Source organism: Herbaspirillum sp. BH-1, assembly GCF_002870055.1.
Classification (GTDB): domain Bacteria; phylum Pseudomonadota; class Gammaproteobacteria; order Burkholderiales; family Burkholderiaceae_D; genus Herbaspirillum; species Herbaspirillum frisingense.
Genome location: NZ_PKOI01000007.1, coordinates 49,034 through 71,317 on the forward strand (window position 1 = coordinate 49,034; position 22,284 = coordinate 71,317).

The window sequence follows — 22,284 nt, forward strand, 5'->3', positions numbered from 1 at the left end:
TTTTTCCTCAAGTACCCTTACAAAATCACTCCCACTCGATGGTCGCTGGCGGCTTCCCCGAAATGTCGTACACCACCCGGTTCAGGCCGCGCACTTCATTGATGATGCGGTTGGACACGCGTCCCAGCAGTTCATGCGGCAGGTGCGCCCAGTGGGCGGTCATGAAGTCCTGGGTCTGCACGGCGCGCAGGGCCACGACGTATTCATAGGTACGGCCGTCGCCCATCACGCCCACCGACTTCACCGGCAGGAACACGGCGAAGGCCTGGCTGGTCTTGTCGTACCAGCTCTGGCCGTCGTCATCCTTCGTATTGCGCAGTTCCTCGATGAAGATTGCGTCAGCGCGGCGCAGCAGGTCGGCGTATTCCTTCTTGACTTCACCCAGGATACGCACGCCCAGGCCCGGGCCGGGGAACGGGTGGCGGTAGACCATTTCCGGCGGCAGGCCCAGGGCCACGCCCAGTTCGCGGACTTCGTCCTTGAACAGTTCGCGCAGGGGTTCCAGCAGCTTCAGGTTCAGGGTTTCCGGCAGGCCGCCGACGTTGTGGTGGCTCTTGATGGTGTGGGCGGTCTTCTTGCCCTTGCCGGCGCTTTCGATCACGTCCGGGTAGATGGTGCCCTGGGCCAGCCACTTGGCGCTGGTCAGCTTGGCCGATTCGGCCTGGAACACTTCGACGAACTCGCGGCCGATGATCTTGCGCTTGGCTTCGGGATCGGTGACGCCAGCCAGGTGGCCCATGAACTGGGCGGTGGCGTCCACGTGGATCACCTTCACGCCCAGGTTCTTGCCGAACATCTCCATGACCATCTTGCCTTCGTCCAGGCGCAGCAGGCCGTGGTCGACGAAGACACAGGTCAGTTGGTCGCCGATGGCGCGGTGGATCAGGGCCGCAGCCACGCTGCTGTCCACGCCACCGGAGAGGCCCAGGATGACTTCATCGCTGCCGACCTGCTGGCGGATCATCTCGACGGCTTCGGAGATGTAGTCCGGCATGTTCCAGTCCGACTGGCAGCCGCAGATCTCGTGCACGAAGCGCGCCAGCATGGCCTTGCCCTGCACGGTGTGGGTGACTTCGGGGTGGAACTGCACGCCGTAGAAGCGACGTTCTTCGTCGGCCATGCCGGCGATGGGGCAGTTGCCGGTGGAGGCCATGAGCTTGAAGCCGGCCGGCATGTCGTTGACCTTGTCGCCGTGGCTCATCCAGACCTTCAACATGCCGTGGCCCTGGGCATTGGTGAAGTCGCTGATGTTTTCCAGCAGCTTGGTGTGGCCGTGGGCGCGCACTTCGGCGTAGCCGAATTCACGCAGGTGACCGTTCTCGACCTTGCCGCCCAGCTGCTCGGCCATGGCCTGCATGCCGTAGCAGATGCCCAGGACCGGCACGCCCAGTTCGAATACCGATTGCGGTACGCGCGGGGTGTCGCCTTCGGTGACGCTGTTGGGGCCACCGGAGAGGATGACGCCGGCCGCGCCGTAGTTGCGCACGAATTCGTCGGTCACATCATGCGGGAATACCTCGGAAAACACACCGGCTTCGCGCACGCGGCGAGCGATGAGCTGGGTCACCTGGGAACCGAAGTCGAGGATCAGGATTTTCGAATGCGAATGCGTGGACATGGGCAATGAGGTCTGGCTACGTTAGCTACGTTGAAAATGGACTGCTGAAAAATTCAACAGCCCGACAGCCTGGCGCAATGCCGGTGGACTGTCGGGCTGTGGCCGCATCGAAAATTACTCGGCGCGGTAGTTCGGGGCTTCCTTGGTGATCTGCACGTCGTGGACGTGCGATTCGCGCATGCCGGCCGAGGTGATCTCGACGAATTCGGCGCGTTCGCGGAAGTCGTCGATGGAACCGCAACCGCAGTAACCCATGGAGGAGCGCACGCCGCCCACCAGCTGATACAGGATGGCGACCACCGAGCCCTTGTAGGCGACGCGGCCTTCGATGCCTTCCGGTACGAACTTGTCGGCGGTGTTGTCGCCGTCCTGGAAGTAACGGTCGGCCGAGCCGTCGGCCATGGCACCCAGCGAACCCATGCCACGGTAGGACTTGTAGCTGCGGCCCTGGTACAGGATCACTTCACCGGGGGCTTCTTCGGTGCCGGCGAACATGCTGCCCATCATCACGGCGGACGCCCCGGCGGCCAGCGCCTTGGCGACGTCGCCGGAGAAGCGGATGCCACCGTCGGCGATCACCGGTACGCCGGTCCCCTTCAGGGCGTCGGCGACGTTGGCGATGGCGGAGATCTGAGGCACGCCCACACCAGCGACGATACGGGTGGTGCAGATGGAGCCAGGGCCGATGCCGACCTTGACGGCGTCGGCGCCATGTTCGACCAGTGCCTTGGCAGCGGCGGCGGTGGCGATGTTGCCGCCGATGACTTCCACGTGCGGGTAGCGGGTCTTGACCCACTTGACGCGGTTCAACACGCCAGCGGAGTGGCCGTGGGCGGTGTCGACCACGATCACGTCCACGCCGGCAGCGACCAGCAGCTCGATGCGCTCGTCATTGTCCGGACCCACGCCGACGGCGGCGCCCACGCGCAGCTTGCCGTGTTCGTCCTTGCAGGCGAAGGGGTGTTCGGTGGATTTTTCGATGTCCTTGACGGTGATCAGGCCGCGCAGCTCGAAGGCATCGTTGACGACCATCACGCGCTCCAGGCGGTGCTTGTTCATCAGGCGCTTGGCTTCTTCGGGATCTGCACTGGAACCGTTTTCCTTGACGTAGACCAGCTTGTCGCGCGGGGTCATCTTGGCGCGGACTTCGGCGTCCAGCTCTCGCTCGAAACGCAGGTCGCGGTTGGTGATGATGCCCACCAGTGCCTTGCCTTCAACCACCGGGAAACCGGAAATGCCGTGCTGCTTGGACAGCGCGATCACGTCGCGGATCTTCATGGTGGGAGGGATGGTGATCGGGTCGCGGACCACGCCGGACTCGAAACGCTTGACCTTGGAAACCTCGCGCGCCTGTTCCTTGGGCGTCAGGTTCTTGTGGATGATGCCGATCCCGCCTTCTTGCGCCATGGCAATGGCCAGGCGTGCTTCGGTGACGGTATCCATCGCAGCCGACACCAGCGGGATGTTCAGCGAGATGTTGCGCGTCAGGCGCGTGGTCAGGGAAGTATCTTTGGGGAGGATGTCCGAGAAGGCCGGAACGAGCAGCACATCATCGAACGTGAGTGCTTTTTGGAGAAGACGCATAGTGTTTCCTATAGGCGCAAAAGCGAATTATACAGAAAACTCGATCGCGCGTCTTGCTCTGCTTGCGTTTCTGCCTCCGGGCGTCGTAAAAATGCCGGATATTCCGGGCTTGCTGGCAAGCCGACAAGCCAGCAAGCCCGGCTGGTTTACGCGCCCTGCCCGCGTTCCTGGTGCGCTGCCCGGCGTCGGCGGGATTGCTTGGGGTCGGCGATCAGGGGACGGTAGATTTCGATGCGGTCATGTTCGCGCAGCGGGGTATCCAGCGGCCTGGCCTTGCCGAAGATGCCGACCTTGCAGGTCGACAGGTCGATGGCCGGCTGTTCGCGCAGCAGGCCGCTGTCGAGGATGGCTTGCTGGATAGTGCAACCCGGGGCCACCTCAAGATCCCTGAGAATCTGCAGTCCGGGCGCGGCGTAGCAGAGCTGGACTTGCAAAGGGGCTGCTTCAGCCATATATCTGTTCGGCCCGCTTGCAGAAGGAATCGACGAAGCTGTTGGCGATCATGCTGAAGACCGGGCCGATCACGCCCTCCAGGATGCGGCTGGAAAATTCATATTCCATGTCGAACTCGATCTTGCAGGCATCCTCGCGCAGCGGCTTGAAGCTCCAGCGACCTTCGAAATGCTTGAACGGGCCTTCCACCAGGCGCATGGTCATGCTGGTGGGGCGCACATTGGTATTGTGGGTGCTGAAGGACTGTTTCAGGCCGTGGTAGTTGATCTTGAGCTTGGCCGTGAGACTATCGTCACTGCGTTCAGACACCTCGACACCGCCACACCAGGGCAGGAATTCAGGGTAATCCTCAACCTTGTCGACCAGGTTGAACATCTGCTCCGCGCTATAGTTGATCAGGACGGTTTTGTGAACGACTGCCATCGAGGGTGATCCGTTTGATAAAATCGCAAAGGCACAATTTTAACCGACGAGACGAATTTTTATTTAGATGAGCATTATTGATAACAAAAAGGCCTTTTTCGATTACTTCATCGAAGAGCGATTCGAAGCAGGTCTCGTCTTGCAAGGTTGGGAAGTCAAATCGATCCGCGCCGGCCGCGTGCAATTGAAGGAAGCCTACGTGATCGTGCGCAATGGCGAGGTCTACCTGTTCGGCTGCCACATCAGTGCGCTGACCAGCACCTCCACCCACGTGCATCCGGAAACGACCCGTACCCGCAAGCTGCTGCTCAATGCGGCGGAGATCAGCAAACTGATCGGCAAGGTAGAGCGCTCCGGCTATACGCTGGTGCCACTGAACCTGCATTACAGCAAGGGCCGGGTCAAATGCGACATCGGCCTGGCCAAGGGCAAGAAGCAGCACGACAAGCGCGAGACCGAAAAGCAGCGTGACAGCCAGCGTGAAATCCAGGCGGCCATGAAGCAGAATCGTCGCTGATCCCGCTCTACCCTCTTCCACTGCGACCACGGCTGCCCAGGGCAGCCGTTTTTCATGTCCGCCGTTACGACCAGCCGGCGAACTTCTCGCGGCAAGCCGCCACCATCCCGGCCACCACCGGCGCCCATTGCCCGCGCTCCTGCTGGCGGAACAGTCGGACCGAGGGATACCAGGGACTGGAGTCCCCCTCCACGCCCCAGCGCCACTCGCCTTCCAGTCGTTGCGGCAAAAAACAGGGCAGGCCCAGGGCACCGGCCAGGTGTATGACGGCAGTATCGACACTGATCACCAGGTCCAGCGCGCAGGCCAGCGCTGCGGTATCGGCCCAGTCCGCCAAGGGCAAGCTGTGCAGCCGGCCCGCCATTTCCTGATGCAGGGCCTGGTCGGCCAGGGGAATTTCCACCTGCAGGCTGATGAAGTCGGCCGGCAGGTCCAAGAACGGCAGCAAGGCGGCCAGTGGCACGTCGCGGCTGGGATGCGTGGTGGCGTACTGCCGTCCGGCCCAGGCCAGGCCAATACGCGGACGGCGCGGCCCAGCGCCATCCAGCAACGACAGTTGCTGCTGCCACTGCGCTACGCGCCCAGGATCGGCAAAAAGATAAGGCGGCTGCGGTCCCTGGCGAGGATCAGGCACCGCAAGCAACAACGGCAGGCTCAGCAGCGAGGCATGGCAATCATGGGGCGGCGCTTCATGTGCGTGGGACACGCAGTCCACCCCGGGCAAGGAGGGGGCGAGCACCGCCAACAACGCTGCGGGGGCGCAGAGCGTCACCTGCGCTGCACGCTGTGCGACCAGCGGGATATAGCGGGAAAATTGCAGGCAATCGCCCTGCCCCTGTTCGGCCCACAAGAGCACTCGCTTTCCCTGTACATCCTGGCCTGGCTGCCAGCGCGGGCTCGGGCTGCTAATGCCCTGCCGGGCCAGTTCGGCTATCGCGAAACGGGCTTCATGGGCTGGCCATCCCCGTGCATAGTCATGCCGCGTCAGCAGCATGTGGGCGCGACCCACCTGGGCCTGCGGGAAATCGGCATGCCAGCGTAGAGCCTCTTCATAGGCGGCTTGCGCTTCATCGATGCGGCCCATGCGGCGCAAGATGTCGGCGCGATTGAAGGCAATCAGGGCGCGGGTGGCGTCGTCACTGTCGGGGGCTTCCGAATAGCAATGCAGCGCCTCTTCGTGGCGGTTCAACAGAAGCAGGATATCGGCGTGCAAGGCCTGGTGGTCCAGGGTGGCCAGCGGCAGAGCAGGAGCAAGGGCGGCCAATGCCCGTTGTGGCTGCGCCAGCTTGTAGTAAAGGCGCGCCAACGTGGCGGCGCGCTCAGTGTCGGGCCTCTCTTCCGGCCCTTGGGCGGCTGCCAGCGTGTCAGCCCATTGCACCATCACTGCGCGATGGGCGACGCGCGCGTCGTGGTAGTCCGGCACCAGATCCAGGCAGGCTTCGTAGGCGGCGATCGCGCCGGCCAGGTCACCCATTTCCACCAGCAGATCGGCACGCTGCATGTGCAATGGCAGGAAGCCGGGGTCCAGCGCCAGCGCCTGGTCCAGCACGGCCACGGCTGCAGCAGGCTGCTGGGCGCCACGCAGGGCGATGGCCTCGCACATCAGGCCCATGATGCTTGCCAGTTTGGCGGGGTCGGGAGAAATCATGGCCGGCAGCTTATCACGCCGCCGGCTCGTGACGCCGCCGCCGGATCACGCCGTGGTATCGATCAGGTTGCCCGTGGTCTTGCCTGCTGCCAGCTTGCTCTGCAGGTTTTGCAGGAAGCTGGAAAGCGACGTGGTGGTCGACGATGCGCCCAGGGAACTGAGCAGGTTGCTGAAGGCACTTTCCAGTGAAGAGCTCGTGCCATCACCGCTATCGCTGCTGCCGGAGGAAAGACTGGAGATCAGGCTGTTGAGGTCGGCCTCCAGCCCACCGCCGGGCGGCGGAGGCCTGCCCGCTGGCGAGTAGGAGCGCGCCGTGGTGTCGGTGGCCGTGCTGCTGGCACTGCTGGTGCTGCTGGAGCTGGTGGTGCCGTCGACCTCGCTGGAGGCCGACACGCTGCTGGAGGAACTGGCGTCAGAAGACGACGAAAGTGCCGGCGGCGGTCCCGGTGGGGGATTGTCCTGGCCTTTGAGGGCCGCCATGAGTTCCTGCAGGAAGGCATCGAGCTTGGAATCGACATTCGAAGCCGAAAGGCTGCTGCTTGAAGAGGTCGTGCTGGCCGAGGTGGAAGCGCTGGTCGTCGTGGCGCTGCTGGCGGTCGCATCAAGCGCCACGCCTAGCGAGGCGAGAATATCCTTGAGCGCGCCGATCAGCCCTCCCCCCTTGTCGCCACGCGGCGGTGGTGGCGGTGGCACATCCATGCGCTGCGTGGCGCTGGTGGAAAAACCGCTGGTGCCGCTGAGCGCGGACAGATCGGACAGGCTGAAATTGCTGGAACCAACGCTGCTGATGGCCATGACACTCCCCTTTTATTGTGCGCGACGCCCCTTGCGCCGCTCCCTTGTCAGTGTCAACAGTATCGGTCATCAAGACCTGTTAAGTTGAACCGGAAGGCGTAAAGCGGAGTAAAGTTCTGTCAACAGGCGCAGCGCGGGCCATTGCCGCAAGTCAAGCCTGGCGCGGCCTGCCAGCGGGTGGTGAAAAAATCGGTCAAGGAAGGATGGGCGCCATACCCTGTCGCGAAGGTTCACCGGCACGCGGTAAATGAATGTAAAGATGCAATTGTAAAGACGGCTGGAAACACTCCTGCAAAACCTTTTACGGCATATTACGGGCTGCCGACGCCCTGCGGCCTGGAGGCAGGGCAATTCGAGAATGGAATGCAGCGATGTCTAAAGTACTTTTGATCGACGATGACGTGGAGCTCGTCGATATGCTCAAGGAATACCTGGAGCAGGAAAAATTCGAAGTCAACGTCGCCTACGATGGCGAAGCCGGGGCCGCCGAGGCGCTCACCGGCCAGTACGCCATCGCGGTGCTGGATGTGATGATGCCGCGCCTGAACGGCGTCGATACCCTGCGCCGCATCCGCGCCAAGAGCAGCATGCCGGTGGTGATGCTGACCGCCAAGGGCGATGACACCGACCGCATCATCGGCCTGGAACTGGGCGCCGACGACTACGTGCCCAAGCCTTGCACACCACGCGAAATTGCCGCCCGCATCCGCGCCATCCTGCGCCGCGCTTCTGCCGAGAGCAGCGAACAGACGCCCTATTCGCCGCTGGCCGTGGGCGCGCTGTCGATGTGGCCGGAACAGCGTCGCGCCACCTGGAACAGCCGGCCGCTGGAATTGACCAGCAGCGAATTCAACCTGCTGGAAGTGCTGGCCCGCAATGCCGGCAAGCCGGTCAGCAAGCAGACCCTGTCGGAGCAGGGCCTGGGCCGCCCGCTGGCGCGCTTCGATCGCAACATCGACGTCCACCTTTCCAGCATCCGCCAGAAGATCGCCGCCCTGGGCAGCGACAAGAGCTGCATCCAGACCGTCTATCGCCTCGGCTACCAGTTCATCAAGGAATAAAGTGGGCCGGCTTTTCTGGAAGTTCTTCTTCTTCATCGCGATCGCCCAGATTACCGCCACCTTCGGCGTGGGCGTGCTGTTCTGGATAGAAAACCTGGAACGCAGCAACCGCAATTCGGAAATCGACCTCAGTCCGCCGGCCTCGTTCATGATCCGCTCGGCAGCGGCCACGCTGCAGTTCGGCGGGCCGGAAGCGCTGCGCAGCCTGATCAACGAAGGACGCCCGCATCGCCTGCAGTTGTATGCGGTGGATGAAGAGAACAAGGACCTGATGGGTCGCGAAGTGCCACCCAAGCTGGTGGAAGAGGCGCGGCACCTGTTGACGACCGAGCGCGAGCGACGCTCGGTGGAACTGGTCAAGGCCACCAACGGCCATAGCTACCTGATGTTCATTCCGGCGCCCAACGATGAGTTTGCGCCACCTCCCGGCCCTGGCCCCGGCGGCATGCCCGGTCGCGAACCCCGCTACATGAAGGAACGCGGACCCAAGCCGCTGTTCTTCCCGACCATGCCGCTGGCCGTGGCGCTGGTGGCCAGCCTGGTCTTTGCCCTGTTGCTGGCCTGGTATTTCTCGCATCCGATTCGCCACCTCAAGAACGCCTTCAACCAGGCCGCCAATGGCAACCTGGATCTGGAACTGGAGCCGGTGATGAGCGCGCGCAACGACGAATTGGCCGACCTCGGTCGCGATTTCGACGCCATGACCGCCAAGCTGCGCACCCTGATGGAAAGCCAGCGTCGCCTGCTGCATGACGTCTCGCACGAATTGCGCTCGCCGATTGCGCGCCTGCAGATGGCCATCGGCCTGGCGCGGGTACAGGACCGTGACAAGCTGGAACTGACCCTGGAACGCATCGAACGCGAGAGCGTGCGCATGGACAAGCTGGTGGGGGAACTGTTGACGCTGTCGAGACTGGAAGCCAACGTCCCAGGTTCGATGGAAGAAGCCATCGCCATCCAGCCCATGCTGGGGGACATGATCAGCGACGCCAACTTCGAGGCCGAGACCCTGGGCAAGCAGGTGGAAAGCCAGATCGCCTGCCGGGTGCAGGTGCAGGGCAATCCGGAGCTGCTCTATCGCGCCATCGAAAACGTGCTGCGCAATGCCATCAAGCACACCGCACCAGCCACCACGGTGCAGGTCGTGGCCGAGATCGACGAGGTTGGCAAGCTGCTGCACCTGTCCATTCTCGACCGTGGGCCGGGTGTGCCGGAGGAAGAGATGAACAGCATCTTCGAGCTGTTCTTCCGCAGCAGCCGCACCAAGAGCAACAGCGCCGGGCACGGCCTGGGGCTGTCGATTGCGCGACGTATCGTGGAAGCCCATCAAGGCAGCATCCGCGCTGCGAATCGGCCGGATGGCGGCTTGCGGGTGGACATCACCCTGCCCTTCATGGCCGACGAACCGGCACGGGGAGAGACTGTGGAGGCCTGATGGCTGGCTACCGGCTGGCAGCGATCCGCCCGCAGCTGTCAGTGTGCTAGGGCCTGCAGTTCGGGATCGACGATGGTCGTCATCAATCCGCGTTGCACCGCGACCTGGAAGGCCTGCAGTTCCTGCACGCCCTGTTCGGCCGGATAGGGAATTGGCAAGCGGTTCATCAGCACCGCCCACGACCAGCCATCGGCTCGCGACTGCAGATAGGCGTAGCTGCCGGTGGTCAGGGCGCCGCTGTGGGAGAGGATTTCCATGCCGTTGGTACGGGTCACCACCCAGCCCAGGCCATAGTTGTTTTCTGCCAGCCTGGGATCGCGCTGCTTCATCAGGGCCAGCGTTTCGGGCTTGAGCAATGCGGGGCTGCCGCGCCCCTGAACCGCATCGACCAGGCGCACCAGGTCGGCTGCCGTGGTCACCCAGCCGGCGGTGGCGTCCATGCTCCTGAAATGATAGGCGCAATAGGATTCCGGACACGTCGCCGCGCTGCCATCGCGGTCGGTCACGGCGGGCCAGCGCGGGTCGTCGTAATAGCCCGCCTCCCCTGCAGCGCGCTCGTTGCGACGATCCCCGGCGATCACCGCATCATCGATCCCGGCCGGGCCGAACACCAATGCCTGCACCGCCTGCTCATAGGGCTGCCCGGTCTTGTGCTCGATGATGCGACCCAGCACGTTATAGGCGAAATTACTGTAGAAGAATTCAGTGCCCGGTGCAGCATCCAGTAGAAGCTGCTTGAGCACGTAGGCGATCACGTCGCGTGCCGAGGCCGGCGCCGGGACCTGGCGTGCGCGGGCGATATTGACCAGGTCGTATTGCGGGTCGTAGTCGCTGCCACCCCAGCCGCTGGTGTGTTGCAGCAGCTGGCGCAAGGTGATCCGGAGCACGCGCTGGTCCAGCGGCTGGGCGAAATCCGGATAGGCCGCATCGGGCAACAGACCTTGCGGGCCGAAGACCGGGTGATCCAGCACCTGCGGCAACTCGTTCTGGAACAGCCTCAGCACCGCCACCGCCGTCACCGCCTTGGAAATGCTGCCGATGCGAAGACGCGTCTGGGGCGTGACCGGGGTATTGCTTTCGGTGAGCGCCATGCCATAGCCGCGTTGGTACACCAGCCGGCCCTGATAAGCGATGGCGATGCTGGCCCCGGGAACCGGATAACGGGCGAGTATCTGCTCCATGCGGGCATCCACGCGGGCGGCCAGCGCATCATCCTGTTGCTGCGCGTGGGTGGCGGAGGCGGCCGACAACAAGACGGCCGTCAGCACGAACCGGGCTGGCCGTGGCAAGGCGATACGAAAAGACGCGAAGTTCATGGGCGATTTCTATTTCTGTTGCTTCACCACTTGCAGTGCCGATGCGATCAGGCCGCTCATATCGGACAGATTGGCCGGCACGATGATGGAATTGTTGGTCTTGGCCAGCTTGCCGAAGGCGTCGACATACTGCTCCGCCACCTTCAGGTTGACAGCGTCCGAACCACCCGGTTGCTGGATTGCCGCAGCCGTCTTGCGGATCGCCTCGGCACTGGCTTCGGCGATGGCAAGGATGGCCGCAGCCTGACCTTCGGCGCGATTGATCGAGGCCTGCTTCTCGCCTTCGGAACGGGCGATGGCAGCTTCACGCTCACCGGTGGCGATATTGATCTGCTCCTGCTTGCGCCCTTCGGAGGCAGCGATCAGCGCGCGCTTTTCGCGTTCGGCAGTGATCTGGGCCTGCATGGCGTGCAAGATTTCCTTGGGCGGGGTCAGGTCCTTGATTTCATAGCGCAGCACCTTCACGCCCCAGTTCTCGGCCGATTCGTCGATGGCGCTGACGATGGCGGTGTTGATGTGATCGCGTTCCTCGAAGGTCTTGTCCAGTTCCATCTTGCCGATCACCGAGCGCAACGTGGTCTGCGCCAGCTGGGTGATGGCGGCAATGTAGTTGGACGAACCATAGGAGGCCCGCATCGGATCGGTGATCTGGAAGTACAGGATGCCGTCGACCTGCAGCTGCGTATTGTCGCGGGTGATGCAGACCTGCGGCGGCACGTCCAGCGGGATTTCCTTGAGGATGTGCTTGTAGGCCACGCGATCGATGAAAGGCACCACGATGTTGAGGCCCGGCGCCAGCGTGGCGTGGTACTTGCCCAGGCGCTCCACCACCCAGGCGTGCTGTTGCGGGACCACCTTGACCGTCTGCACGACGAAGACGATGGCGAGGAAGAAAATGACCAGAGTGACGCTGCCCAGCATGGAACTCTCCTTGGAACTTGAGGGGGGATGGATCAGCGCGGCGCCACCAGCAGGCGGCTGCCGCGTATTTCGCGGATGACGTAGGGGCCGGGCAAGGCATGGTGCCCGGGCAGCAGTTCGACATCCCACTGCGCACCGCGGTAGGGGACGCGGGCGATGTATTGGCTGCCCTGTGCCTGCCAGGTGGGTACCTCGACGCTCTGGCCGATATCGAGCAGCAGGTTGGGATCGTCGTTGGCATTGCCCTGGCGCAGGCGGCCGTAGCGGCTGCGGCGCAGCGCGAGCACCGCCGCCACGCCCACGATGGCCGCCACCAGCAGTTGCCACTCCAGTGGCACGCCACCCCATGCAACGATGCCGCCGGCGGCCAGGCCCAGTGCAATCATCAGCAGATAGAAGGTCCCGGTGAATAGTTCTGCGGCCAGCAGCCCACCTGCCAGCGCCCACCAGATCGCCCAGTCGCTCATCACCCCACCTCGTCAGTTAATAGCAAACGCGCCAAGTCTACCGCAGCTTGAGAACACAAAAACAAAGGCGCGGACATTTCTGTCCGCGCCTTTCACTTCTTTCAACGATCAACGTCAGTTGTTGGTCAGTAGTGGTCAGTGAGGCTTACCTCATCATCACTTCTTGGCCAGCTGCTGCCAGGTATCGATGACGGTATCCGGGTTCAGCGAGATCGACTCGATGCCCTGGTCCATCAGCCATTCGGCGAAGTCCGGATGGTCCGAAGGGCCCTGACCGCAGATACCGACGTACTTGCCCTTCTCGCGGCAGGTGGCGATGACCTTGGTCAGCAGGGCCTGCACCGCCGGGTCGCGCTCGTCGAAGTCAGCTGCCAGCAGCTCCATGCCGGAATCGCGGTCCAGGCCCAGGGTCAGCTGGGTCAGGTCGTTGGAACCGATGGAGAAGCCGTCGAAGTGTTCCAGGAACTGCTCGGCCAGGATGGCGTTGGACGGCACTTCGCACATCATGATGACGCGCAGGCCGTTTTCGCCGCGCTTCAAACCATACTTGCCCAGCAGGCCGATGACCTTTTCCGCCTGGCCCAGTGTACGCACGAAGGGCACCATCACCTCGACGTTGGTCAGGCCCATGTCTTCGCGTACGCGCTTCATGGCCTGGCACTCCATCTGGAAGGCTTCGGCGAAGTCATGCGCCAGATAACGGGCTGCACCGCGGAAGCCCAGCATCGGGTTTTCTTCGTCCGGCTCGTAGCGCGAACCGCCGATCAGCTTCTTGTACTCGTTGGACTTGAAGTCCGACAGGCGCACGATCACCGGCTTGGGCCAGAAGGCCGCGGCGATGGTGGCGATGCCTTCGGCCAGCTTGTCCACGTAGAAGGCCTTGGGCGAGGCATGACCACGGGCCACGGACTCCACGGCCTTCTTCAGGTCGGCGTCGATGTTCGGGTATTCCAGGATGGCCTTGGGGTGCACGCCGATGTTGTTGTTGATGATGAATTCCAGACGCGCCAGGCCGACACCGCCGTTGGGGATCGACTGGAAGTCGAAGGCCAGTTGCGGGTTACCCACGTTCATCATCACCTTCAGCGGGATCGGCGGCAGTTCGCCACGGGCCACTTCGGTCACTTCGGTTTCCAGCAGGCCGTCGTAGATCTTGCCTTCGTCGCCTTCGGCGCAGGACACGGTCACCAGGGTGCCATCCTTGAGCACGTCGGTCGCGTCACCGCAACCGACCACCGCCGGCACGCCCAGTTCACGGGCGATGATGGCGGCGTGGCAGGTACGACCGCCACGGTTGGTGACGATGGCCGAGGCACGCTTCATCACCGGTTCCCAGTTGGGATCGGTCATGTCGGCCACCAGCACGTCGCCGGGCTGCACGCGTTCCATTTCCGCCGGATCGGTGATCACGCGCACCGGACCGGCGCCGATCTTCTGGCCGATGGCACGGCCGGTGGCCAGCACGGTACCGGAGCTCTTCAGCTTGAAGCGCTGCTGGGCGTCGGTGGCCTTTTGCTGCGACTTCACGGTTTCCGGGCGAGCCTGCAGGATGTAGAGCTTGCCGTCACGACCGTCCTTGCCCCACTCGATGTCCATCGGACGCTGGTAGTGCTTTTCGATGATGGTGGCGTACTTGGCCAGTTCCACCACTTCGGCGTCGGTCAGGGAATAGCGGTTGCGCAGCTCCACCGGCACGTCCACGGTCTTGACCGAGCGGCCGGCCTTGGCTTCACCGGTGAACTCCATCTTGATCAGCTTGGAACCCAGGTTGCGGCGGATCACGGGCTGCTTGCCCAGTTCCAGCATGGGCTTGTGGACGTAGTACTCGTCCGGGTTGACGGCGCCCTGCACCACGGTCTCACCCAGGCCATAGCTGGAGGTGATGAAGACCACATCCTTGAAGCCCGATTCGGTGTCGATGGTGAACATCACGCCGGCCGCGCCCACGTCGGAGCGGATCATGCGTTGCACGCCGGCCGACAGCGCCACTTCAGCGTGGGTGAAGCCCTTGTGGACGCGATACGAGATGGCGCGGTCATTGTAGAGCGAGGCGAAGACGTGCTTCATCGCTTCCAGAACGTTGTCGATGCCGACCACGTTCAGGAAGGTCTCCTGCTGACCGGCAAAGGAGGCGTCGGGCAGGTCTTCGGCGGTCGCGGAGGAGCGCACGGCAAACGACATCTCGGCGGTCGAATCGGCCACCAGCTTGTCGTAGAAGGCACGGATCTCCTGGTCCAGGCGCGGCTGGAATGGCGTGTCGATGATCCATTGACGGATCTCGGCGCCGGCTTGCGCCAGCGAACGCACGTCATCGATATCCAGACCTTCGAGGCGCTTGGCGATACGGGCGGCCAGCGTCGGGCCACCATCGGCACTGTGTTCCAGGAAATCGCGGAAAGCTTGCGCAGTTGTGGCGAAACCGCCCGGCACGCGCACACCAGCGCCGGCCAGCTGGGAAATCATTTCTCCCAGCGATGCGTTTTTGCCACCGACGGACTCGACGTCCGTCATGCGAAGAGTTTCAAAGGAGGCTACGTATACCGCCCCCTGGGTGTTTACTGCGTTGGACATGACTACCCCTAGCTTGATGATAAGAAATCTTCGCGGGCGCGGCATGGGTCGGTTTATTTTTGTTATTCTGCGACGGTTGCGGCAGCAGGTGCGGTGTCGAGGAAGAGCCCAGGGACATGAACAGACGCGCGCAGGCACCGAGGACGTTTGCCAATGCAAACATCATCAGGAACTCGGTCGAATTGCGCAGGCGAATGACGGTCATCAGGATGGGCTTCTCGAAATATTGCTAGGCATTGTACCGCGTGAAATCATTTTTGTTCGTAGCACCAAACTTTTTTTCAATTTTCCAAAAGACAAGATAATCAGACCATGCTCGACCCCATGCCGATCCCGCATCCTTCGCCCGTCCTGGCCGCCAACCGCACCGTTTTCTTTGTTTCCGACGGCACCGGGATCACCGCAGAAACCTTCGGGCATTCGGTGCTGAGCCAGTTCGAGTTGCGCTTCAAGCAGATCCGCCTGCCCTTCATCGATACCCTGGACAAGGCCCACGACGCCACCCGCAAGATCAACGAGGCCTATCAGGTCGACGGCAAGCTGCCGATCGTCTTTTCCACCCTGGTCAAGTCGGAGCTGTCCTCGGTGATCCGCCGCGCCAAAGCCATGCACATGGACCTGTTCCAGACGTTCGTGGAGCCGCTGGAGCAGGAGCTGGAGATGAAGTCCACCCACACCATCGGCCGCAGCCACAACACCACTGATTCCGAGGAATACCGCAATCGCATCGAGGCCATCAATTTCTCGCTGGCGCATGATGACGGCCAGTCCAACAAGAACCTCTCTGAAGCCGACGTGATCCTGGTGGGCGTCTCGCGCTCAGGCAAGACCCCGACCAGCCTGTATCTGGCCATGCAGTTCGGCATCAAGTGCGCCAACTACCCCTTGATTCCAGAAGACTTCGAGCGCGAAAAGCTGCCCAGCGGCCTGGTGATGCACAAGAAAAAGATCTTTGGCCTGACCATCGCGCCTGAACGCCTGTCGGAAGTGCGCAATGAGCGCCGTCCGGGCAGCAAGTACGCCGCGCTGGAAAATTGCCGCTATGAAATCAATGAGGCCGAGAAGATGATGCGGCGCGAGGGCATCCGCTGGATGTCCTCCACCACCAAGTCCATCGAGGAAATCGCTGCCACCATCCTGCAGGAAATCAAGCTGGAGACGCGCTGACCTCGGGCCCGACCTCAGGCCCGCAGCGACGGGCCACGGTCAGCACGCGGGTGCGCTTTTTGGGGCCGCTGATGAAGGTTTCCATGGTGAAGGAATCTTCAGTATCGAGGGTGTAGGCGGCGTTGTAGCAATCCGGGCCGCAGAGGTGGTCGGCGGCCGGAACCAACATATTTCCACGCAGCAAATAAGACTGATAAGACTGGCCGACGCGCTCGCCGTCGGCGAACAGCACCGCGACCCGGTCGGCGCCGAAACGGTAATCGAAGAGACGGGAAAACAGGATGGGGCGCCCCAGTGCCCCTGCCAGCATGCGCAGTTGGCCACGTTCGCGGTAGAGCAACTGGCCCGGCACTTCGCCCGAAATGAAATCGAAGGTGCCGACGGCCGTAGCCTGCGGCGTCTCGCTGCCTTCCCAGATGGTGCGATCGAACTGCCATTGCCCAAGGAAGTAGGCCGCCAGGGCGGCCAGGTCCGGGGGAGGAAACGCCGTCGTGACCGCCGTCGTCGCCATGATGCCCTCTCAGCGCCCCAGCGTGCGCTGGCGCAGTTGTTCGAACAGGCAAACGGCCGCCGCAGCGGCCACGTTGAGCGACTCCATCTGCCCCAGATGCGGGATCACCACTTCTTGCGTTGCGGCCTCCTGCAAGGCCGGCGAGACCCCCTGCCCTTCATGCCCCAGCAACCAGGCCACAGGGCCTGAGAGGTCGCAGTCGTAGATGGTCTGCGCGGCGTGCGAGCTGGTGGCCAGCAACGGAATGCGGCTGGCTGCGCACAAGGCGACCAGGTCCACATTCTCGAAGATATCCAGCACGAAATGCGCGCCCATGCCGGCGCGCAAGACCTTGGGCGACCAGGCTGCCGCCGTGCCGGGGGAACAGAACACCTGCGTCACCCCGGCCGCGGCGGCGCTGCGCAAGATGGAACCCAGGTTGCCGGGGTCTTGCAGACCATCCAGCAATACTGCCGAATCCCGCAGCGATTGGGGCGCGACCGCCTGTGGGGTCATCACCAGCAGGAACAGCCCGACGCCGTTTTCGACGGTGCTGATGGCGTCATACAGCTTGTCGGCCAGCACCAGGCACTGGGCTCCCAGCGCTTCACTCCGGGCCAGGATGGGTGCGACCTCGGGATGGTACTGGGCGCCCTCTGCCACCACGCAGAGCTGTGGCGCATCGCGATACTGCAGCCAGGCCTGGGCCAGGTGCACGCCGTCCAGCAGGCTCTGGCCGGCGCGGCGGCGCGCCTGGCTGCTGGAGGCCAGCTGTTTCAGATCCTTGAAGAGCGGATTGTCTTTCGAAGTAATCAGTTTCATGCGCCCTCCCTACGCCAGCATGACGGCCGGGCCTGACACGACCTGGCCCGCCAGCAGGGCCTTGACCGGAGCGTAGGAGCGGCGGTGCACCGGCGACACGCCGTGCAGGCGCAGCATCTCCAGATGCAAGGAGGTCGGATAACCCTTGTGACGGTCAAAGCCGTAATGCGGATAGGCGTCGTGCAAGACCATCAGTGCCGCATCGCGCGCGGTCTTGGCCAGGATGGAGGCAGCCGAGATCGAGGGCACCTTGTCATCCCCCTTGATGATGGCTTCGGAGCGGATGCTCATCACCGGGCAGCGATTGCCGTCGATCAGCGCCAGCGTGGGCAAGGTGGAGAGTGCTTCCACCGCACGCCGCATGGCCAGCATGCTGGCCTGCAGGATGTTGAGTTCGTCGATTTCCTGCTCGGTGCAGGAGGCGATGGACCAGGCCAGCGCGCATTCCTTGATCTCCAGCGCCAACCCATCGCGGGCGGCTTCGCTGAGTTTCTTGGAGTCGCGCAGGCCCTTGACCGGGCGCGCCGGGTCGAGGATCACGGCGGCCGCGAACACCGGACCGGCCAGCGGCCCGCGGCCCGCCTCGTCAACGCCGCAGATGATCTCTCCGGTGTGGTCGTCGAACAATGCCATTGTCTGCGGCGCCAGCTTGGGCATGGGATTTTCCTTCTTCAAACTTGATAACGGACCGTCGCTGCCGAGGTCAGCGGCGACGGGCGCCGATGACCTCGCACACGGCATTGGCACTCTCGCGGCTGGTATCGCGCAGCAGCGCATGGTGCATGTCGGCAAAGCGCCGCAGCAGGCGCTGCTGGTGCGCGTGGTCTTCCAGCTGATGCCACATGGCGTCGGCCAGCGCGGTCGGGGTCGCCTGATGCTGCAGCAGTTCCGGCACCAGGAAGTCCCGGGCCAGGATATTGGGCAGACCGACCCAGGGCTGGTAGGCCATGTGACGCATGATCTGGTAAGAGGCCCAGTTGACCTTGTAGGAGATCACCATCGGCTTCTTGTACAGCGCCACTTCCAGCGAGGCCGTACCGGAGGCCACCAGCACCGCATCCGAGGCTTCCATGGCGCTGTGCGACTGGCCACGGATGACCTGGATGTCCAGGTCTTCATAGCCACCCTGGCGAATCTGTTCCTGGAAGAATGCCATCTGGTGATCGCCGGCCATGGGCGTGACGAACTGCAATTGTGGGTCACGCTGCCTGAGCAGGCGCGCCGCCGCCAGGAAGCCTTCACTATTCTGCTTGAGCTCGCTCATGCGGCTGCCCGGCAGGATGGCTACCACCCGCCCGGGACCGGTCAGACCCAGGCGCTGGCGGGCGCCGGCGGTATCCGGTTGCAGCGGAATCACCTCGGCCAGCGGATGGCCGACATAGGTCACCGGCACGCCGGCCTTGCGGTAGATGCTTTCCTCGAAGGGGAAGATGACCAGCATGTGCGATACCGCACGCTGGATCTTCTTGATGCGCCAGCCCCGCCAGGCCCAGATCTGCGGCCCGATGAAATGGATGGTCGGGATACCGGCCTTCTTGAGCTGTTCTTCCAGGCCCAGGTTGAATCCCGGGTAATCGACGCCGACGAAGGCGTCCGGCCGGTCGGCCAGCAACTTGTCGCGCAGCGCTTCCTGGATGCCCTTGATCTCGCGATAGCGCGGAATCACCTCGAACAGGCCACGCACGGTCAGCTTGTCCATCGGCCAGTGGCTGGTGAAGCCTTGCGCGGCCATGTGCTCGCCGCCGATACCATGCAGACGCGCCTGCGGCAGGCGTTCGCGCACGCCGGCCAGCAGGCGGCTGCCGAGCAGGTCGCCTGAACTCTCCCCGGCGACCAGCGCAATCGACTGGCGCCGCGTGATGTCAGCGGATGATGCCACGGGCCGAAGCCTCGATGAACTCGCGCAACATGCGAATGTACTGGGCAGCATCGGCGGACTTGGCCTCCATCTGCGCCAGTTCCTGCTTGGCCTGCTCCAGCGGCAGGTTGGCACGATAGATCAACTTGTAGGCGCGCTTGATCTCCATGATCTGCTCGCTGCTGAAGCCACGGCGCTTGAGGCCTTCGCTATTGATGCCGGCGGGGACGGCGCGGTTGCCGGCAGCCGTCACGAAGGGCGGCACGTCCTGGCTGACTGCGGCAGTGAAGGCAGTCATGGCATGCGCGCCGATGTGGCAGAACTGGTGCACGGTGGTAAACCCACCGAGGAAGACATAATCGCCCAGGTGAACGTGACCTGCCAGCGTGGCATTGTTGGCCAGGATGATGTTGTTGCCCAGCTGGCAATCGTGGGCCAGGTGGACGTAGGCCATGATCCAGTTGTCGTTGCCGATGCGGGTGGCGCCGGCATCCTGGACGGTGCCACGGTTGAAGGTGACGAATTCGCGGATGGTGTTGCGGTCACCGATCTCCACCGTGGTGGGCTCGCCGGCATACTTCTTGTCCTGCGGCGCCGCGCCGATGGAGGCGAACTGGAAAATCTCGTTGTCCCGACCGATGCTGGTGTGGCCTTCGATGACCACGTGCGGACCGATGCGGGTGCCGGCACCGATGCGCACATCAGGGCCGATGACGGCATAGGCGCCGATCTCGACCGACTCGTCGATCTGTGCTCCGGGGGCAATCACTGCGCTTGGATGGATCTTGGACATATCCTGTGCTTCGCTTGGGTTCGCTGGATGTGCACATTGCAGATGCGCAACATGCACAATGAATCAGGCCCGGCGCGACCTTGCCGATCGCCGCCGGGCCTGCCTTGCAGCCTGCCGTCAGGCCGGCCGGGTCAGGCGCTCTGGCTGGCGTCGGCGGCGCTGCGCATGGTGCACATGAGGTCGCCTTCGACTGCCACCTGACCATCGACGGTGGCCACGGCGCGGTACTTCCAGATGCCGCGCGCGCGACGGGTGATCTCGACTTCCATCTTCAACTGGTCGCCCGGCTCCACCGGACGCTTGAAGCGTGCATTGTCGATGCCCACGAAATAGACCACGGTGTTTTCGTCCGGCTTGCGGCCTTCGGTCAGGAAGGACAGCAGTGCAGCCGTCTGGGCCAGCGCCTCGATCATCAGCACGCCCGGCATCACCGGCTTGTGCGGGAAGTGACCATTGAAGAATTCTTCATTCACGGTCACGTTCTTGATCGCGGTGATGGTCTTGCCGCTCTCCCAGTTCAGCACGCGATCGACCAGCAGCAGCGGGTAACGGTGCGGCAGGTACTGTTTGATTTGATTGATGTCGAGGCTATTCATTCTCTTCTTGATTCTCTGAAAGCGGGGCTTGGCCCGCTTGTTCTTGTGTCAACGTTTTGAGCGATTTTTCCAACGCCCGGATTTTCTCACGCATCGTGCCCAGATTGCGCACTAATGCCGCCGATTTTTCCCAGTCGCGGTGTTCGGTGATGGGATAGAAGCCGGTGTACTGGCCTGGCTCCAGGATGGAACGCAGGGCCAGGGTGCCGGCCGAGACGTGGACCTTGTCCACGATGGTGATGTGACCATGGATCATGGCTGCGCCACCGATGGAGCAATACTTGCCGATGCGGGCGCTGCCGGCGATGCCGGCGCAGGCCGCAATGGCGGTATGCGCGCCGATGTGGCAGTTGTGGGCGATCTGGATCTGGTTGTCGAGCTTGACGCCCTCCTCGATCACAGTGTCGGCCAGCGCACCACGGTCGATGGTGGTATTGGCGCCGATTTCGACGTCGTCGCCGATCATCACGCGGCCCACCTGGGGAATCTTGATCCACTGGCCGGCCTCATTGGCGAAACCGAACCCATCCGCGCCAATCACGGCGCCGGAATGGACGATGCCACGGGCGCCGATTTCGCAGCCGTAGTGCAAGGTGGCACGGGCGTGGAAATGGGTATCCTCGCCAACGCTGGCGTGCTGCCCGATGAAACTGCCGGCATCGATGCGGGCACGCGGGCCGATGACGGCGCCGGCTTCGATCACCACCAGCGGGCCAATCACGGCATCCGGCGCCACGCTGGCAGCAGGATCGACCACGGCGCTGGGGTGGATGCCGGCCGGAGGCAGCACCTCGGCCAGGGCCTGGAACATCTGCGCAGCACGGGCGAAATAGGCGTAGGGATTACGGGTGACGATGCGGGCACCGGCATAAGCCTGTACCTGGGCGTCGTCGGCCTCGGACAGGATCAGCGCCGCAGCCTGGGTCTGGTCGGCTTGTGCGCGGAATTTGGGATTGGAGAGGAAGGTGATGTGGCTGGAACCTGCGGCGTCCAATGGCGCGATGCCCTGGACTGCGATGTTCGCTTCACCCTTCAACTGCCCGCCCAAGCGCTCGACCAATTGCTCCAGTCGAATACTCATCTTGGCTTTCCGAATGACAGGCGTTGCCTGGAATGACGATAAAACGAAAGCCGCCTGCATGGCGGCCCCTGAAGCGACATGCGGGCGCCGGGGCGATGCTGCCCCGCGCCCGCACGGCGGTAATGCAATTACTTGGCCAGTTCCTTGAGCACCTTGTCGGTGATGTCGATACGCTTGCTGGCGTAGACGGCTTCCTGGAACACGATGTCGTACTTCTCGGCATCGGCGATCTGGCGGATCACCTTGTTGGTACGCTCCAGCACAACCGCCAGTTCTTCGTTGCGGCGCTGGTTCAGGTCTTCACGGAACTCGCGCTGCTTGCGCTGGAATTCCTTGTCCAGATCGGACAGGTCACGCTGGCGCTTGGCGCGGTCGGAATCGGACAGCACGGCAGCGTCCTTGTCCAGCTTGTCGGACTGGGCCTTCAGACGGGCGGCCATGTCTTGCAGCTCACGGTCGCGCTTGGCGAATTCGGCTTCCAGCTTGGCTTGGGCAGCCTTGGCCGGAGCGGCTTCGCGGAAGATGCGCTCGGTGCTGACGAAGGCGATTTTCGAGCTCTCCTGCGCATGGGCAGGGGCAAAGCTCAACAGGCAGGCAGCCATCACGATGGTCTGCAGGGACAGGAACGATTTGGTCATGAACTTCAAGATTACTCTCCGTATTACGAA

Annotated in this window: 23 protein-coding genes; 4 read left to right on the top strand and 19 right to left on the bottom strand. The window is 63.1% G+C overall.

The features are described from left to right. Nucleotides 1-25: 25 nt before the first annotated feature. The 4 genes from guaA to HBH1_RS11510 form a co-directional block, all read right to left on the bottom strand. Nucleotides 26-1,618, bottom strand: a complete 1,593-nt coding sequence (guaA, locus tag HBH1_RS11495) for a glutamine-hydrolyzing GMP synthase (protein WP_006465558.1) — start codon at nucleotides 1,616-1,618, stop codon at nucleotides 26-28. Between the two features lie 114 nt (nucleotides 1,619-1,732). Further along, nucleotides 1,733-3,202, bottom strand: coding sequence for an IMP dehydrogenase (guaB, locus tag HBH1_RS11500; protein WP_006465559.1), 1,470 nt, complete (start codon nucleotides 3,200-3,202; stop codon nucleotides 1,733-1,735). A gap of 146 nt (nucleotides 3,203-3,348) precedes the next feature. Further along, entirely contained in the window at nucleotides 3,349-3,654 is a 306-nt protein-coding gene (locus HBH1_RS11505) for an RnfH family protein (RefSeq protein WP_102662873.1), read from the bottom strand. Next, nucleotides 3,647-4,078 carry a type II toxin-antitoxin system RatA family toxin gene (locus tag HBH1_RS11510; protein WP_006465561.1) on the bottom strand — a complete coding sequence of 144 codons (432 nt, stop codon included), beginning with the start codon at nucleotides 4,076-4,078 and terminating at the stop codon, nucleotides 3,647-3,649. Before HBH1_RS11510 ends, HBH1_RS11505 begins: the two co-directional genes overlap by 8 nt. A gap of 67 nt (nucleotides 4,079-4,145) precedes the next feature. On the opposite strand from HBH1_RS11510, the gene smpB reads away from it, so the two are divergent. Further along, complete coding sequence (smpB, locus tag HBH1_RS11515; protein WP_006465562.1) at nucleotides 4,146-4,595, top strand: SsrA-binding protein SmpB; 450 nt, start codon at nucleotides 4,146-4,148, stop codon at nucleotides 4,593-4,595. Between the two features lie 64 nt (nucleotides 4,596-4,659). On the opposite strand, the gene HBH1_RS11520 is transcribed toward smpB, so the two are convergent. Then, entirely contained in the window at nucleotides 4,660-6,243 is a 1,584-nt protein-coding gene (locus HBH1_RS11520; RefSeq protein WP_102662874.1) for a tetratricopeptide repeat protein, read from the bottom strand. A 45-nt stretch (nucleotides 6,244-6,288) separates the two neighbouring features. Further along, nucleotides 6,289-7,038 carry a hypothetical protein gene (locus HBH1_RS11525; RefSeq protein ID WP_102662875.1) on the bottom strand — a complete coding sequence of 250 codons (750 nt, stop codon included), beginning with the start codon at nucleotides 7,036-7,038 and terminating at the stop codon, nucleotides 6,289-6,291. Nucleotides 7,039-7,409: 371 nt separating this feature from the next. Between HBH1_RS11525 and HBH1_RS11530 the strand changes: the two genes are divergently transcribed. Continuing rightward, complete coding sequence (locus HBH1_RS11530; protein WP_039877189.1) at nucleotides 7,410-8,099, top strand: response regulator transcription factor; 690 nt, start codon at nucleotides 7,410-7,412, stop codon at nucleotides 8,097-8,099. Between the two features lies 1 nt (nucleotide 8,100). Next, on the top strand, nucleotides 8,101-9,534 hold the full coding sequence (locus tag HBH1_RS11535) for an ATP-binding protein (protein ID WP_102662876.1): 1,434 nt from the start codon (nucleotides 8,101-8,103) through the stop codon (nucleotides 9,532-9,534). Nucleotides 9,535-9,572: 38 nt separating this feature from the next. Here the strand turns inward: HBH1_RS11535 and HBH1_RS11540 are convergent, their stop codons facing one another. The 5 genes from HBH1_RS11540 to HBH1_RS11560 form a co-directional block, all read right to left on the bottom strand. Further along, nucleotides 9,573-10,850 (bottom strand): serine hydrolase domain-containing protein, encoded by a 1,278-nt coding sequence (locus HBH1_RS11540; RefSeq protein WP_199181569.1) that lies wholly within the window; start codon nucleotides 10,848-10,850, stop codon nucleotides 9,573-9,575. A 9-nt stretch (nucleotides 10,851-10,859) separates the two neighbouring features. Then, nucleotides 10,860-11,771, bottom strand: a complete 912-nt coding sequence (locus HBH1_RS11545) for an SPFH domain-containing protein (RefSeq protein ID WP_102662877.1) — start codon at nucleotides 11,769-11,771, stop codon at nucleotides 10,860-10,862. Between the two features lie 32 nt (nucleotides 11,772-11,803). Further along, complete coding sequence (locus tag HBH1_RS11550; RefSeq protein ID WP_102662878.1) at nucleotides 11,804-12,238, bottom strand: NfeD family protein; 435 nt, start codon at nucleotides 12,236-12,238, stop codon at nucleotides 11,804-11,806. 156 nt (nucleotides 12,239-12,394) lie between these two features. Beyond that, nucleotides 12,395-14,749: a phosphoenolpyruvate synthase gene (gene ppsA / locus HBH1_RS11555; RefSeq protein WP_233207589.1), complete on the bottom strand. Its 2,355-nt coding sequence runs from the start codon at nucleotides 14,747-14,749 to the stop codon at nucleotides 12,395-12,397. 10 nt (nucleotides 14,750-14,759) lie between these two features. Next, nucleotides 14,760-15,014, bottom strand: coding sequence for a hypothetical protein (locus HBH1_RS11560; protein ID WP_233207590.1), 255 nt, complete (start codon nucleotides 15,012-15,014; stop codon nucleotides 14,760-14,762). A gap of 107 nt (nucleotides 15,015-15,121) precedes the next feature. Here HBH1_RS11560 and HBH1_RS11565 point away from each other — a divergent pair, with 107 nt between their 5' ends. Continuing rightward, the gene (locus tag HBH1_RS11565) at nucleotides 15,122-15,976 is read left to right on the top strand and encodes a posphoenolpyruvate synthetase regulatory kinase/phosphorylase PpsR (RefSeq protein WP_006462525.1); all 855 of its coding nucleotides are present in this window, start codon (nucleotides 15,122-15,124) and stop codon (nucleotides 15,974-15,976) included. Here the strand turns inward: HBH1_RS11565 and HBH1_RS11570 are convergent. The 8 genes from HBH1_RS11570 to HBH1_RS11605 form a co-directional block, all read right to left on the bottom strand. Then, a complete protein-coding gene (locus HBH1_RS11570; RefSeq protein ID WP_102662880.1) occupies nucleotides 15,957-16,487 on the bottom strand; it encodes a DUF6314 family protein in 531 nt (176 codons plus the stop codon). The genes HBH1_RS11565 and HBH1_RS11570 overlap by 20 nt on opposite strands. A 9-nt stretch (nucleotides 16,488-16,496) precedes the next feature. Further along, nucleotides 16,497-17,288, bottom strand: coding sequence for a TrmH family RNA methyltransferase (locus HBH1_RS11575; protein WP_102662881.1), 792 nt, complete (start codon nucleotides 17,286-17,288; stop codon nucleotides 16,497-16,499). Nucleotides 17,289-17,297: 9 nt separating this feature from the next. Further along, nucleotides 17,298-17,945: a ribonuclease HII gene (gene rnhB, locus HBH1_RS11580; protein WP_102662882.1), complete on the bottom strand. Its 648-nt coding sequence runs from the start codon at nucleotides 17,943-17,945 to the stop codon at nucleotides 17,298-17,300. A 46-nt stretch (nucleotides 17,946-17,991) separates the two neighbouring features. Further along, a complete protein-coding gene (gene lpxB, locus HBH1_RS11585; RefSeq protein WP_102662883.1) occupies nucleotides 17,992-19,167 on the bottom strand; it encodes a lipid-A-disaccharide synthase in 1,176 nt (391 codons plus the stop codon). Next, nucleotides 19,151-19,939: an acyl-ACP--UDP-N-acetylglucosamine O-acyltransferase gene (gene lpxA / locus HBH1_RS11590; RefSeq protein WP_006462530.1), complete on the bottom strand. Its 789-nt coding sequence runs from the start codon at nucleotides 19,937-19,939 to the stop codon at nucleotides 19,151-19,153. The genes lpxB and lpxA overlap by 17 nt, the downstream gene beginning before the upstream one ends. Before the next feature lie 131 nt (nucleotides 19,940-20,070). Then, entirely contained in the window at nucleotides 20,071-20,535 is a 465-nt protein-coding gene (gene fabZ, locus HBH1_RS11595) for a 3-hydroxyacyl-ACP dehydratase FabZ (RefSeq protein WP_006462531.1), read from the bottom strand. After that, entirely contained in the window at nucleotides 20,528-21,616 is a 1,089-nt protein-coding gene (gene lpxD, locus HBH1_RS11600; RefSeq protein WP_102662884.1) for a UDP-3-O-(3-hydroxymyristoyl)glucosamine N-acyltransferase, read from the bottom strand. Before lpxD ends, fabZ begins: the two co-directional genes overlap by 8 nt. Before the next feature lie 128 nt (nucleotides 21,617-21,744). Continuing rightward, nucleotides 21,745-22,254, bottom strand: coding sequence for an OmpH/Skp family outer membrane protein (locus HBH1_RS11605; protein ID WP_233207591.1), 510 nt, complete (start codon nucleotides 22,252-22,254; stop codon nucleotides 21,745-21,747). Between the last annotated feature and the right edge of the window lie 30 nt (nucleotides 22,255-22,284).